The sequence below is a fragment of the Myxococcales bacterium genome, from assembly GCA_016712525.1.
In the GTDB taxonomy this organism is placed as follows: Bacteria; Myxococcota_A; Polyangia; order Polyangiales; family Polyangiaceae; genus JAAFHV01.
In genome coordinates this window covers 2,238,235-2,251,688 of record JADJQX010000007.1, presented here as the reverse complement: position 1 = coordinate 2,251,688, position 13,454 = coordinate 2,238,235, and the positions used below count along the sequence as shown (strand labels likewise).

The following is a 13,454-nucleotide window of genomic DNA, read 5'->3' as shown; positions in this document are numbered from 1 at the left end:
TATTCGGCCGCCGAGGCGAAGCAGGTGCGGCGCCTCAAGTGGGTGCTCGGCACCGTCTCGACCTTCTTCGTGTGGGAGCTCGTCGGGGCCCGCCTCGCGAAGAGCGCGGTCCTCGAGGCGGACGCCCTCCACCTCCTGATGGACGTCTTCGCGCTCGGCATGAGCCTCTTCGCCATGCGCCTCGCGACGCGCCCGCCTACCTCGCGGTTCACCTTCGGTCTCCGGCGTGCCGAGCCCCTCGCGGCGCTGCTCAACGCGGGGCTCATCCTGCTCGCCACGGTCGAGATCGTGCACGAGAGCATCGGGCACCTTCGCGGAGAGGAGGACCCGAAGGGCAGCATCATGCTCGTCGTGGCGGTCATGGCGCTCTTCGTGAACGGGGTGAGCGCGTGGCTCCTACACGGCGCCATGGGGCACGCGCACCACGGTCACGATCATGGTCACGACCACGATCACCACGACCACGACCACGGCCACGACCACGGGAAAGGCAAACGCGCGCGCGCCGCCCACGCGAAGGGGCACCAGCTCAACCTGCGCGGGGCCTGGCTCCACCTCATGGGAGACATCCTCGGCTCCGTGGCAGCGCTCTTCGCGGCGCTCGTCGTGAAGCTCGGCGGTCCGTCCTGGGTCGACCCCCTCGCGAGCTTCCTCGTCGTCCTCATTTTGGTGGTCGGGGCGGTCCGCCTGATTCGCGATGCGCTCTTCGTGCTGCTCGAGTCCGTGCCGAAGCACCTGCCGGTGGACGAGCTCCGCGCGGCCCTACTCGAAGTCGAAAATGTGAAGAGTGTCGAAGACTTGCACGTGTGGACACTCGGCGCCGGGCAAGACGCCGTGATGGCCCGCGTGATCACCCACGAGGCCGACGCGCACGCCGGCAAGCGGGCGTCCGACCACCTCCGCGACACCTTCGATCTCGCGTGGGTCGCGGTGCAAGCCGACCCGCCGCGCGCCTGACGGGGGCCGTGCCCGCGGGGTGGTTGGCGTGTCCCGTCTTGCCGCGTGCCCGACGTCTGCGGGGTGGTTGGCGTGTCCCGTCTTGCCGCGTGCCCGTGCCCGTGCCCGTGCCCGTGCCCGACGTCTGCGGGACGACGCGGGATGCGTGGCGCTCCGCGGGGTAGATCACGAGCGACGAGGATGAACTAGCCGCCCTATGTCGGGCACGGGCACGGGCACGTGTACGGGCGAGACGAGAGGGGAGCCCAGCGTGAGGTGCACGTCAGGAGCGACGAGGGTGACCCTTTTCGGGCACGGGCACGTGTACGGGCGAGAACGCCCCGCGTCAGCGGCACTGGTTGTCGACGCAGATCTTGCCCTGGCCGCACTGGGCGCTGTCGCGGCACTCGGGGTTCGCCTCTTGCTGCGTGCGGCACACCTTGTCGGCGGCGCAGTACCCGATGCGCGAGTCGATCGTGCGGCAGGTCTGGTCGTCTTGGCAGGTGTACTTGCAGAAGCCATCGCGGCACACACGCGGGTTCGCGCCGCCCTGGCATTGCGCGTCGCTCGTGCAGTTCGGCTTGGGGCGGGTGTCGACCGCGCAAGCGCCCTGGTTGCAGTACTTTCCGTCGCCGCACTGGGCGTCTTGGGTGCACTGCGGGGCGCACGCGCCACCGACGCAGAGCGAGCCTTGGGGGCAGGGCACCTCGGCCGAGCACGCGGGGCCGCCCGTGCCCGAGGGCCGGCACGCGCCGCGATCGCAGGTGAACCCGGCGCCGCACGCGCGCTGGGCGTCGCACTCGGCGAGGCACTGGCCGTCGGCGCACACTTGGTTCGCGCCGCACTCGCTCGAGAACGTGCAGGTGGCCGACTTTGGCGTGCAGGAGCCCGCGATGCAGACCTCGCTGCCGGAGCAGTCGGTCGCCGTCGCGCAAGGGCAGGGGCCGTTCGTGCCGCCGCAGGCCTTGCAGAGGCCGGACACGCACGCGGCGGTGCCGGCGCAGTCGGTCTTGTCGAGACACTCTTGCGTCTTCGGGGGAGTCTGGGTGGTGGGGGCGACGCACACACCGGTCTTGCACACCTCACCGCGGGGGCAGGCGGCGTCGGTCGTGCACTTTTGGGCGCACCCCACGGTGGTGCAGACGGCGTCGGGGCCGCAGGCGGTGGCGTTTCGACACGCCGGCTTCGACGGGGTGGGCACGGTGGCGCAGCCGAAGCCGTCGCACGTGTAGCAGCCGTTTTGGTCGCAGTAGTAGCTCGTCCCCGTGTCGGTCCCGCAGCCGCTGGAGAACACGACGGCCCCGCCGAGACCGAAGAGGGAGAGGAACGCAAGCTTGCCGAACGACGTCATGTGGAGCCTCCGAAAGGCACAACGAGGCGTGCTCGCCCCGGGAAACGGTACGTCCATGTACAACTCTCGTGCCAGCCCAAAGGAGCGCGCGGACGCCTCGGATCCTGACGGATCTCCGGTCGATTTGCACGTCCCGCCCCTGCACCTCGCGCCGCAGTGAACGGCGGTTAACGCCGGCGAGGCCATTCGATCCGGTCCGGGAAGGCTCCGTCTTGGGCTGGGGTTCACCCGAGTGAGGGCGAGCCCCTCGACTTGACCTTACCGAGCGGGCGGAGTAGTCCCGGTCGCGTTTTCCTCAGGAAAAGGACGTTGTTCATGGCCACCTCTCCCCGGTTCCGTTTCTTCGTGCGTGGCCTCTCCGCGCTCGCCGTCTCGTTCGCCCTCGCGTCGTCGCCCAAGGTGGCGCACGCCGAGGGGTCGTCGTCGCGCATCGGCGTGGTCGACGTCCAACGCGCGGTCGCGCAGACCGAGGACGGGCTCCGCGCGCAAGCCACGCTGAAGAAGCTCTTCGAGTCGCGCCAGCAGCAGCTCGACGCGAAGCAGAAGGACCTCCAGCGCCAAAAAGAAGAGATCGACAAGCAGTCGCGCGTGCTCTCGAAAGAGGCCCTGCAGAAGCGGGTCGACGAGTGGCAAAAGCAGATGATCGACCTTCAGCAGATCTTCCTCGAGTACAATAAAGAGCTCGAAAAGAAGCAGAAGGAGCTCACCGAGCCCGTGATCGAGAAGGTCATGGCCATCATCAAGCGCCTCGCCACCTCCGAGAACATCGACATCGTGATCGACAAGAACACGACCGCCTACGTCCGCTCGGATCTCGACCTCACCGACCGCGCCATCCAGGCCTACAACAGCGGTGGTGGCGGCGCGGGCCCGGCGGCTCCGCCCAAGAAGTAGCCCCGCGGCGGATGCCCTCCCGCATCCACATCGAAGAAGCGCCCCTCGTAGGTCTCTCTGGCCAACACGGGGGGCGTCTCGTTTTCGGCGCCGAGGCTCGCCACGTGCGGGGGCTCTCGTCGATCCACGAGCCGCGCGAGGGCACGCTCGTCCCGGTGACCCGCGCGGAGTACGTGCCGCGTGTCGACGACGTGCTGTCCTCGGGAGCTTCGGTGATCGTGTCGGAGGCGCTCGCGGCTCGGCTCGAGGGTCGGCCTGTCTGGGTGCATCCGGAGCCTCTGGCCGTCGTCGCGAGGTTGCTCGCGGCGGCCACTTCCGAGGACGTGTCGGGGCCGAGAGGCGAAGGGTGTGTCGTCGACCCCACCGCGATCGTGCACCCGCGGGTGCGGCTCGGGAAGCGGGTGCGGATCGGCGCGTACGCCGTGCTCGGAGCCCCAGGGTTCGGGTTCGTCGCCGGAGAACGCGGCCTCGAGCACCTGCCCCAGCTCGGCGGGGTGGTCGTGGAGGACGACGTGTGGATCGCGTCCCACGTGACGATCGACGCCGGCACGCTCGGGCCCACGCACGTCGGCGCGGGCACCAAGATCGACGCGCACGTTCACGTGGGGCACAACGTGCGCATCGGTCGATCGTGTGTGCTCTGCGCTCAGGTGGGGCTCGCCGGCTCGGTCGAGCTCGGGGACGGGGTCGTGCTCGGAGGCCAGGTCGGCGTGGCCGATCACGTGCGCATCGGGGCCATGGCCAAGGTCGCGGCGAAGAGCGGGGTCACCTCCCATGTACCCGCGGGGGCCGTCGTGGCAGGATACCCGGCCGTCCCGCGCGTGACGTGGCTCCGAGGTCTCGCGGCATCGTACCGTTCGGCCACGGGCCACACGTCGCGGTCGAGGAGCCGCACGTGACTTCGCCAGCCCCCAAGGATCTCAGCCACCTCTTGCGTGTCCTGCCACACAAGTGGCCGTTTTTGCTCGTGGATCGGGTGACCGAAGTCGTCCCGGGGGAGGTCGTGCGGGGCCACAAGTGCGTCGCCATGAACGAGCCTTGGTTCCTCGGTCACTTCCCGGAAAATCCCATCATGCCGGGCGTCTTGGTCATCGAGTCGTTCGCCCAGATAGGCGGGGTGCTCGCGTTCGCGACCGAGCCGTTCGATCTCTCGACGAAGCTCATGGTGTTCCTCGGCGTCGACCGCGCGAAGTTCCGCAAGCCGATCGTGCCCGGCGATCGGGTCGACCTCGAGGTTCGGGTCCTCTTCCGCCGCGAAGGCGTCTGGAAGATGAAGGGGCTCGCCACCGTCGACGGGGTGCCCGTGGCCGAGGCCGAGATCATGACCGGCATCGTCGAAAGGGCAGGATGAAGAAGAGCAGGCCGCGCCTCCGCGAGCTGTCCTCGGGCGAAGCGACCGTCCACGCGACGGCCGTCGTCGATCCGCGGGCTCACCTCGAGGCGGGGGTCGAGATCGGCCCCTATTGCGTGGTGGGCCCCGAGGTGCACGTCGGGGCGGGCACCGTGCTCGTGTCGCACGTGGTCGTCCACGGCAAGACGCGCCTCGGTCGTGGCGTGTCCGTGCACCCGTTCGCGAGCGTCGGTGGGCCTCCTCAGGTGCGTCCGCGCGGCGGCGGGGAAGGCGAGCTCGCCGAGGGCACGCTCGTCGTCGGCGACGGGGTCGTCGTGAGGGAGAACGTGACCCTCCACGTCGGGACGGGCGGCGGCGAGACGCACGTCGGGGAGGGCTCGCTCCTCATGGCCTCTTCGCACGTCGGTCACGACGCGCGTGTCGGGAGGCACGTGGTCGTCGCGAACGGCGTGCAGCTCGCAGGCCACGTCACGATCGAGGATCACGTCACCTTTGGTGGCCTCGCGGGGGTCGCGCAGCACGTGCGTGTCGGGGAGAGCGCGTTCGTGGCGGCCGGCGCGATGTGCGAGGTTGACGTGCCGCCGTTCGTCATCGTCCAGGGCGACAGGGCTCGCGTGCGCGCGCTCAACAAGGTGGGTTTGCGGAGGCGAGGCGTCTCGGACACGAGCCTCGAGGCCCTCGAGCGTGTCTTCCGTGCGCTCTTCGTCCGCGCCGACGGAACCCGCAAGGCGCGGCTCGAGGCGTTGGCGCCCGAGGCCGACCCGCTCGCGCGTGCCCTCGTGGCGTGGGTCACAGCGCGAACGTGACGTTGCGTAAGTGCCCGACAACGCTGGTGATTTAGCTGGCGCGGCCGGGCGCTTTTTGCGAGAGGCGCGCGACCCGCTCGCCCACGTCGCGGAAGCGCGGATCCTTGCGGACGACCTTCTGGAAGTACGCGAGCGCCTCACGAGGCATCTTCTTGGCCTCGTACGCGTTCCCGAGCTCGTAGAGGAGCGTGAGCTCTTGGGCGGGCTCTTTGACCGGAGCGTTCAGGCCGCGCAGGAAGGCTTCGATCGCCTCGCCGACGTTGCCCCGTTCGAGCTCCAGCGTGCCGATCATGCTCTGGCACACGCACTCCATCTCTTGGTCGCGCGCGGCCACGTCGAACTCGCGGATCGCGTCGTCGATGAGGCCCATCTCCTTATAGGCGATGGCGAGGTCGTAGTGGGTGTGCGAGTCGTCCTGCGAGATCTCCTTCTCGACGCCCTCTTTGAACTTCTGGAAGACCTCTTCGACGTCGACCTGCTCGTCGCCGCTGGAGAAGCCTCCGGCCGCCGTGACAGGGGCCTCGTGGTAGAGGTCGAGGGACTCGGCGATGTCGAACGAGCGGTCGTCGGTCGGGCGTTCGCGGGCGCCGCTCGCCGATTGCTGCGAGTACTCGAGCTCGGCGAGGCGCTCGCGGAGGAGCGGGTGGTTCGGGTAACGATCGAGCTGCCCGACGAGGATGTTGTACGCGTCGTCGAAGAGCCCGCGCGACGCGAAGAACTCGGACTCCTCGAGCGCGTCCTCGAGCTCCATGCCGCGCGGCGCTTCGGACCCTCCCGCACGTTTGGCGTAGGCTTCGCCTTGGGCCTCGTGGTTGTCGAGGGAGAACGACGGGAGCGGCGCGGCCTCGCCTCGAACGACGACCTGGTTGCCGTCGCCGTACTGGCTGGACACGTCCTCGGGGCCCATCTCCTCGAGATCGTACGAGGGGAGCCGGTTCGCGTCGTCGTAGGCTTCGGCGCCCGTCGCCTCGTCTTGGGGAAGCTCGGTGTTCTCGTCGACCACCTCGTAGCCGAGCTCGCGGAGAAGCTCGATCGCCCGGGGATTTTGCGGGTCGTAGGCGAGCACGTCTTGGAGCGTGCGCGCGGCCGAGTCGCCGTCGAGCGCGTCGACGAAGAGGCTCGCGAGCGAGAGCATGGCCGCCACGGCCTCCTCGATGCGGCCTTCTTCGAGGAAGATGTCGCGCATGGCCTCGTAGGCCTCGCCCGAGCGCGGATCGAGCTCGAGCGCGCGTTCGATGGCCCCGAGCGCCTTGTCGTAGAGACGGACACGGCGGAACGCCGCGGCGTTCTCGAGCAGCGTAGGGACGTCTTCGGTGGGGCCCGTCTCGGCCTCGGGGGCGTTCGCCGCCTCGGGCTCGGCCTCCGCCATGCCGTCGGCGTCTTCGTAGAGCTCGTCGGCGTCCTCGTAGAGCTCCTCGTTGGCCTCGGTCTCTTGCGGCGGGGGAGGAGGGGGCGGTGGAGGAGGCGGCGCCTCGGGACCACGCATCGGCCACGATTGACCCGAGGCCATCGCCGTCTGCGCGAAGGGGGAGCCCGCCGCCGTCTGCGGTCGCATCGGGGGAGGCGCAGGAGGAGCCGGGGGAGCCACCGGCGCGCCATAACCCTGCGGAGGGCCTTGAGGGACGTACCCCGGCCCCGTCTGCGGTTGGGGGGGAGGTGGGGTGGGGTAGGCGGCCATGCGCTCGGGCATGGCTTGGCCCGCGAGCCGCTGGACCACCTCGTCGTGGGGGGCGATCTGAAGGAGGCGCGTCGCGTACTCGCGGAAGAGATCCGTGCGCCCCGTGTCGCGGGCGACCCTCGCCATCTCTTTTTGGACCTCGACCGACTTGGCGGCCTGGCCGATCACCGTGAACGCGCGAGACAAAAGCCCGAGCGTGTCGAGGTCGCGCGGGTCGGCCTGGAAACACACCTGGAGCTTCGCGAGCGCGAGCATGCCGTCCTGCGGCTGCCCTCGTTGGAGGTAGAGCTCCGCGCACTGCCGCGCCTGCTCGAGGTCCCCGCGGTGGTGCAGGAGCCGCTCGAGCACCTTGATGGCGTCGTCCCGCCGGCCGATCTGAACGAGCAGCGAGGCCGCCGTGCGGAAGGAGCCCACCGCGCCGTCGACGTCCCTCGTGCGGGAGAAGGCCTCGGCCAAGCGGAGGTGAGGCAGGGGGTTCGTCGGGTCGAGCTGGACGATCTTTTGGCAGACCGCGATGGCTTCGTCGTCGCGCTGTTGGCGTTGGAACCGGGTCGCGACCTCGTCCAAGGCGGCGAGGGCGTCGCTCACGAGGCCGAGCTGCTCGTAGAGCTCCGCGAGCTTCGGGGTGATGTGCCCGTACCGCTCGTCGAGGGTCGGCGCGTGCTTCGCGATGAGCTCGCGGATCTGCTTGTAGACTGCAATCGCCTTGAGGGCGAAGCCCTGCTGCGCATAGAGGCGCCCGACGCCCTCGTACGTGGAGATGGCGTCCGGGTACGTCCCCATTTTGGTCTGGAGATCGCCGATCTTCAGCAGGGTCCGAGCGTCGTTCGGATCCGCTTGGACGAGCTTTTGATACTCGAGGACCGCCTTGTCGTACTTCTTCTTCTCGACGTACTTCTGGGCAGCTTGGAGCACCTTCTCGCGGTCAATGGCCACGGGGGGACGTTCTCCTTGGGGGCGAAGGCACGAGGGCGGCTCGGGGGGGGCAGGGGGCCGTGAGGCGGGGTAGGGTCAAGGTACGAGGCTCGACTTCATCACGGCGAAGACCACGGTCAGGAACGTGGCAGCGAGAAGGGCACCCGTGAGAATAGCGCTGCTTTCGAGGCCTTGACTACTCCCACCGTCGGCCTTTTTTGCCTTGGCGCCCACCACGTGGTGCAGGCCGATGACCACGAGGGCGAAGAACAGCTTTCCGTGGAACCAATGCTGGGAAAAATAGCCCTTCGGGGACTCGAGGAGGCGCGCGACCCCCAGGAGGAAGCTCGCCGCGAAGGCCGGCGCCGCCGCCCGTTGGTACAGGAGCCGATACGCGGCCTGGCCCAAAGTCTTCCTTTCGGTCTCCCCGAGGGACGGGTCCGCGGCGCGCCTCACGAGCCACCCGACCGAGGCGATGGCCCCGATCCAGACGACGTTCGCCATCACGTGTGTCGCGACGAGGAGGCCCCACATGCGGAAGGGCACTCTAGTGCGCCCCCCCCCGATCGCGAACAATATTCGTCGGTTCTTTGGGCAACGCCTGGGTCCCGCGAGAGCGGGCGAACGGTGCCGTCCTGCGATTCGATGGCTTCCTAACGCGTCCGGGACCGCCTACCGTGTCGTCATGGCGACCGAATCCACCCTGTACAAAGCGCCCTTCTTCGCCGGCGGTCCGAACGCCGTCGACGCCACCATCGCCGAGAAGCTCCTCGCCGTCGCGCTCGCCAAAGGCGCCGACTACGCCGACCTCTTCTTCGAGTACCGGGCTGCCGGTGGCCTCGTGTACGACGAGGGCATCTTGAAGAGCGCCTCGCGTGGGGTCTCCATGGGCCTCGGCGTGCGCGCGCAGAAGGGCGACGCGACGGGCTACGCCTACGTCGAGAAGCTCGACTGGGACTCGATGAAACGCGCGGCCGAGACCGCCGCCCAGATCGCCACCGAGGGTGGGGCCAAAGTGCCCGTAAAGGCTTCGGAAATTGCGCTCCCACACAGGTACGAGCTCGCGCAGGTCACCCTCGACGTGGCCGGCACCGAGAAGCGCGCGCTGCTCGAGCGGGCTGCCGCGCGGGCCCACGCGTTCGACTCCAAGATCGTCAAGGTCGAAGCGAGCTTCGCCGAGGAGCTCCGCGAGATCCTCGTGGTCACCTCCGATGGCCGCATGGCACGCGACACGCAGCCGCTCATGCGGTTCGGCATTCGTGTGATCGCCGAGCGCGACGGCAAGCGCCAGGAGGGCTCGTCCGGCGGCGGTGGGCGCACGACGCTCGGCTACTTCGACGGCAAATCGCCCGAGTGGCACGCCGAGGAGGCCGCGCGGCTCGCCCTGCGCATGCTCGACGCCGAAGAGGCCCCGGCCGGCCAGTTCGAGGTCGTGCTCGCCCCGGGCGACAGCGGCATCTTGCTCCACGAGGCCGTGGGGCACGGGCTCGAGGCCGACTTCAACCGCAAGGGCACGAGCAACTACTCAGGTCAGATCGGCAACATGGTCGCGAGCGAGCTCTGCACCGTGATCGACGACGCGACGCTCCTCCAGTCGCGCGGGTCGATCAACGTCGACGACGAAGGCTACGAGCCGACCTCTTCGGTGCTCATCGAGAACGGCAAGCTCGTCGGCTACATGCACGATCGCCACTCGGCGGCCCATTTCGGCCGCGCGCCCAGCGGGAACGGACGTCGCGAGAGCTTCGCCAGCGTCCCCTTGCCGCGCATGACGAACACGATCCTCACGGCAGGCCCCCACGACCCCGAAGAGATCCTCCGATCGGTCAAGAAGGGCATCTACGCGAAGCGCTTCGGCGGCGGACAGGTCGACATCGCGAACGGCGACTTCGTGTTCTCGCTCACGGAGAGCTACCTCGTCGAAGACGGGAAAATCACCGCGCCGCTCAAGGGCGTGAACCTCATCGGCAACGGGCCCGAGGCGATGCGCAAGGTCACCATGCTCGGCAGCGACGTGCAGATCTCCGACGGCATCTGGACGTGCGGAAAAGACGGCCAGAGCGTGCCCGTCGGCGTCGGTTGCCCCACCATGAAGATCGCGTCGATCACGGTCGGTGGCACGAAGGTCTGACGGCCGTTGCGCAGCCTCCCTCCGCTCTTCTTCGGGGCCATCGCGCCCGTCGCTCGTTTCCGTGACGCCCGGACGGGCGCCTCGGGACCCGCGCTCGAACGGAGCGCGCCATGACGGGAGAGCGTCGCCCTCAGGGCACGCCCATCGTCGTCGTGGTCGGCGACAAACCGCGCCTCTGGGACGAGGGCAACGCGGCACCGGTGCTTCATCAGCTCGGCGCCGAGGTGCGTGTGCTCGACTTCTGGGACGAGCCCTCGCAGGTGCTCGCGGGGGAGGCCGAGGGCGTCAAGCTCACGGTGCGGGCCCTCGTCGTCGAAGGGGGCGGTCGGCCCGATCTCGCGGTCGCCGCGCTGCGCTCGTTCCGCAAAGATCCCCTCTTCGCCGCCGCGCCGTCCCTCCTCGCCGTCCCCGAGCGGCAGGTCACGTCGGTGCCGCTCCAATCGGGGTTCGACGACTTTATCGTGCTGCCCTATTTCCCGGCGGAGCTCTACGCGCGTATTCGCCGCCTCGAGTGGCAAAAGAGCGAATTTCTCACCGAGGAGCGCGTCAAGGTCGGGGGCATCGTGCTCGACCGCGCGGCGCGGGAGGTCTCGGTCGACGGCCAGCGCGTCTCTCTCACCGCCAAGGAATTTTCGCTGCTCGCCTTCCTGGCGCAACACCGCGGGCGTGTGTTCGCGCGGCAGGCCCTGCTCTCGCGCGTGTGGGGGCCGCGCTACGAGGGGGGGGCGCGCACGGTCGACATCCACGTGCGGAGGCTCCGCGCGAAGCTCGGGGATGCGCTCCCCCTCGAGACCCGCCGAGGCTCGGGGTACGTGCTCCGTGGGCCCGGGGACGAGCGCACATGACGATCGACCTCGTGGTCAGCACGGGCTCCCCCGCGGGCGTCGGGCCCGAGGTGTCTCTCGTCGCAGCGACCAAGGTCCCGCGCGGCGTGAGGCTCCTCCTCCTCGGAGACATCGACGTGCTCCGCGAGCGCGCCGTGGCCGTGGGCCTCGACGCGCGCGCCATCGCGTCCGTGCGGTCGGCGGAGGAGGCCTTCGGTCGAACCCGCGAGCCCGGCCGCGTTGCGGTGCTCTCTCCGCACGGGAAGCTGCGTAAGTCTTCGAGACGACCTGGGTTTCCGTCGCCCGAAGGGGGGGCTGCGGCGCTCGGTTTCATCGACGAGGGGCTCGATCTCGTCGTCGCGGGGCGTGCCGCGGCGCTCGTGACGGGCCCGGTCTCGAAGGCCGAGATCGTGTCGTCGGGTGTGCCGGGCTCCGCCCTCTTCCTCGGGCACACCGAGCACCTCATGCGGAGGCTCGGGCGCCCGAGCGTGACGATGGCCTTCTGGTCGCGCACGTTCACGACGTCGCTCGTCACGACGCACCTCGCGCTCTCCGACGTGCCCGCCGCGATCACCAAACCCGCGGTCGTGCGCGCCATCGTCGACACCGCGGAGTTCCTCGCGAGCGTGCGCCCCCGTGGCGCGCGGCCCGTGCGTTTGGTCGTGTCCGGGGTGAACCCCCACGCTGGCGAAGACGGCCTCCTCGGCACCGAAGAGCTCCGCGTCGTCGGTCCTGCGATCGCGACGGCGCGCGCGCGGCTCGCTCGTGCGGGGGTCCCGGTCGACGTCTCGGGCCCGGTCCCCGCCGAGTCGGCGCTCCGGCTGGCGAGCGAAGGCCACTACGACGGGGTCGTCGCCATGTTCCACGACCAGGCTACGATCGCCATGAAGCTCACGGGGTTCGGCGAAGCCGTGAACGTGTCGCTCGGGCTCCCCGTCGTGCGCACGAGCGTCGACCACGGCACCGCCTTCGACCGCGCAGGCAGGGGGACGGCCGACGCACGCGGCATGCTGGAGGCCGTTCGGCTCGCGGCGCGGATGGTTCGTGGCCGCACGCCTCGCTGATTCGCGCACCCGCCCTCGACGGATCGAGGGCGCACCGTCGCTCTCGGCTCAGGGGCGCACGATTTTGAACGCGAGCCACACGAGCACGACGACACACACGATGGCGACGCTCGCGGTGAGCTGCCACGGCGCTTTCTTCGGCGGCTCGCTCTTCGTGGCCATGAGCATGTGGGTGGCCGCGATCACGATGCCGTCGAGCTTCTTTTTGGCGCGCTCCTCACGACCCGCCACGTCTTTCTGGGAACGGTAGCGGCCCGCGAGCTCGGGCAAGAGCTCCGAGCGAATGGCATGCTCGAGGATCGCGACGTGGGGTTTGGTCGTCGTCCCACGCTTCGTCGACCCTGCGCCAGAGGGCCTCGAAGAGAGCGTCCGGCGTCGCTTCGCCCGCGGCGTTCGCGGAGGCAGCATCGGCCGACGGGGAGGGGTCCTTCGCCACGGCGGGCTCGGCCGCGGTCGCCTCGCTCGTCTCGTCGGCCGGTGCCTCGGTGTCGTTCGTCTCGGAGGGAGCGTCGCTCACGGCGTCATTCTCCACGTTTCGGGCTCTCGAGCCAAATCGTGACGGGCCCCTCGTTCGCCTGCGTGATCGACATCTCGGCCTGGAACCTGCCGGTGCCCACGGTCACCCGGGCGCGGGCCTTCTCGCAGAAGGTCTCGTAGAGGGTCTTCGCCTCCACCGGGCCCATCGCCGACTCGAAGCTCGGCCGTCGCCCCTTGCGGACGTCGCCGAACAAGGTGAACTGGCTCACGACGAGCAGCGCCCCGCCCACGTCGAGCACCGAGAGGTCCATTTTCCCGGCGTCGTTCTCGAAGATGCGGAGGTTCAGGATCTTCTCGAGCATCCAGTCGGCGTCCACGTCCGTGTCGCCTTTGCCGCACCCGAGGTACACGACGAGCCCGCGCCCGATCTCTCCCGTGGTCTCTCCGGCGACGGTCACCTTGCCCGAAGACACCCTCTGGACGACCGCCCTCACTTCCGCCCCAGCGCCTTCTCGAGCTCCTTCACCTTCGCGAAGTACGTCGAGCGATCGTAGGGCTCGTTCAAGATGTGGAAGTCCTTCCGCGTGAGGCCCACGCAGCCATAGCAGTAGGTGCACGACGAGCAGTCGAACGACCGCACGAGGTACGCGGACGCGCGGCACCGCTCGCTGCCGTGGCAGTGGGTGCATCCGTGGAGATCGCGGCTCGTCGTGCAGTGCGAGCACTCGGTGCACCCGTGACAGTCGTCGCAGTAGTTCGAGCGCACCGTCTTCGTGCAGCGTGTACAGAAGGTGCAGTCGACGCAGCCCTCGCAGCTCTCGCAGCCGATGCAGCCGGCGTTTCGCGTGGTCTTGTGGTGGGCGGAGAGGAGCTCTCGGAGGCGCGCGTCGAAGGTGGTCTTGTCCATCGGTGAGGCTCCGTTCTTCGCCCCTCTCGCGCGGCGGGAGAAGGCCTTTCGAAAATCGACGCGGCTATTTTGGGTCGAGGTGAGGGGATGTGGGACAACTCACGACACGCGCACCATTCG

The 13,454-nt window shown here is 69.2% G+C and carries 14 protein-coding genes; 8 read left to right on the top strand and 6 right to left on the bottom strand.

The annotated features are described in order from the left end of the window. Window positions 1-24: 24 nt before the first annotated feature. Window positions 25-957, top strand: coding sequence for a cation transporter (locus IPK71_26565; protein MBK8217305.1), 933 nt, complete (start codon window positions 25-27; stop codon window positions 955-957). 325 nt (window positions 958-1,282) lie between these two features. Here the strand turns inward: IPK71_26565 and IPK71_26560 are convergent, their stop codons facing one another. Continuing rightward, a complete protein-coding gene (locus tag IPK71_26560) occupies window positions 1,283-2,287 on the bottom strand; it encodes a hypothetical protein (GenBank protein MBK8217304.1) in 1,005 nt (334 codons plus the stop codon). A gap of 315 nt (window positions 2,288-2,602) precedes the next feature. Between IPK71_26560 and IPK71_26555 the strand changes: the two genes are divergently transcribed. Genes IPK71_26555 through lpxA form a run of 4 tightly spaced genes read left to right on the top strand, consistent with a single transcriptional unit; the run spans window position 2,603 to window position 5,338 of the window. Beyond that, entirely contained in the window at window positions 2,603-3,181 is a 579-nt protein-coding gene (locus tag IPK71_26555) for an OmpH family outer membrane protein (GenBank protein MBK8217303.1), read from the top strand. A gap of 11 nt (window positions 3,182-3,192) precedes the next feature. Beyond that, window positions 3,193-4,080, top strand: a complete 888-nt coding sequence (locus IPK71_26550; GenBank protein MBK8217302.1) for a hypothetical protein — start codon at window positions 3,193-3,195, stop codon at window positions 4,078-4,080. Continuing rightward, window positions 4,077-4,532, top strand: coding sequence for a 3-hydroxyacyl-ACP dehydratase FabZ (gene fabZ / locus IPK71_26545; GenBank protein MBK8217301.1), 456 nt, complete (start codon window positions 4,077-4,079; stop codon window positions 4,530-4,532). Before IPK71_26550 ends, fabZ begins: the two co-directional genes overlap by 4 nt. Then, on the top strand, window positions 4,529-5,338 hold the full coding sequence (gene lpxA / locus IPK71_26540; protein ID MBK8217300.1) for an acyl-ACP--UDP-N-acetylglucosamine O-acyltransferase: 810 nt from the start codon (window positions 4,529-4,531) through the stop codon (window positions 5,336-5,338). Before fabZ ends, lpxA begins: the two co-directional genes overlap by 4 nt. Window positions 5,339-5,369: 31 nt before the next feature. Here the strand turns inward: lpxA and IPK71_26535 are convergent, their stop codons facing one another. Together IPK71_26535 and IPK71_26530 are read right to left on the bottom strand one after the other, a co-directional pair. Further along, window positions 5,370-7,952, bottom strand: coding sequence for a tetratricopeptide repeat protein (locus tag IPK71_26535; protein MBK8217299.1), 2,583 nt, complete (start codon window positions 7,950-7,952; stop codon window positions 5,370-5,372). 75 nt (window positions 7,953-8,027) lie between these two features. Next, window positions 8,028-8,465 carry a CopD family protein gene (locus IPK71_26530; GenBank protein ID MBK8217298.1) on the bottom strand — a complete coding sequence of 146 codons (438 nt, stop codon included), beginning with the start codon at window positions 8,463-8,465 and terminating at the stop codon, window positions 8,028-8,030. A 151-nt stretch (window positions 8,466-8,616) separates the two neighbouring features. Between IPK71_26530 and tldD the strand changes: the two genes are divergently transcribed. The 3 genes from tldD (at window position 8,617) to IPK71_26515 (ending at window position 11,950) form a co-directional block, all read left to right on the top strand. Continuing rightward, complete coding sequence (tldD, locus tag IPK71_26525) at window positions 8,617-10,062, top strand: metalloprotease TldD (GenBank protein ID MBK8217297.1); 1,446 nt, start codon at window positions 8,617-8,619, stop codon at window positions 10,060-10,062. Between the two features lie 110 nt (window positions 10,063-10,172). Then, window positions 10,173-10,907, top strand: a complete 735-nt coding sequence (locus IPK71_26520; protein ID MBK8217296.1) for a response regulator transcription factor — start codon at window positions 10,173-10,175, stop codon at window positions 10,905-10,907. Continuing rightward, entirely contained in the window at window positions 10,904-11,950 is a 1,047-nt protein-coding gene (locus tag IPK71_26515) for a 4-hydroxythreonine-4-phosphate dehydrogenase PdxA (protein ID MBK8217295.1), read from the top strand. Before IPK71_26520 ends, IPK71_26515 begins: the two co-directional genes overlap by 4 nt. A gap of 48 nt (window positions 11,951-11,998) precedes the next feature. Here the strand turns inward: IPK71_26515 and IPK71_26510 are convergent, their stop codons facing one another. From IPK71_26510 to IPK71_26500, 3 genes are all read right to left on the bottom strand, one after another. Beyond that, the gene (locus IPK71_26510) at window positions 11,999-12,220 is read right to left on the bottom strand and encodes a hypothetical protein (protein MBK8217294.1); all 222 of its coding nucleotides are present in this window, start codon (window positions 12,218-12,220) and stop codon (window positions 11,999-12,001) included. 251 nt (window positions 12,221-12,471) lie between these two features. Then, window positions 12,472-12,921, bottom strand: a complete 450-nt coding sequence (locus IPK71_26505) for a D-tyrosyl-tRNA(Tyr) deacylase (GenBank protein MBK8217293.1) — start codon at window positions 12,919-12,921, stop codon at window positions 12,472-12,474. Beyond that, window positions 12,918-13,334, bottom strand: a complete 417-nt coding sequence (locus tag IPK71_26500) for a hypothetical protein (GenBank protein ID MBK8217292.1) — start codon at window positions 13,332-13,334, stop codon at window positions 12,918-12,920. Before IPK71_26500 ends, IPK71_26505 begins: the two co-directional genes overlap by 4 nt. Window positions 13,335-13,454: the final 120 nt, after the last annotated feature.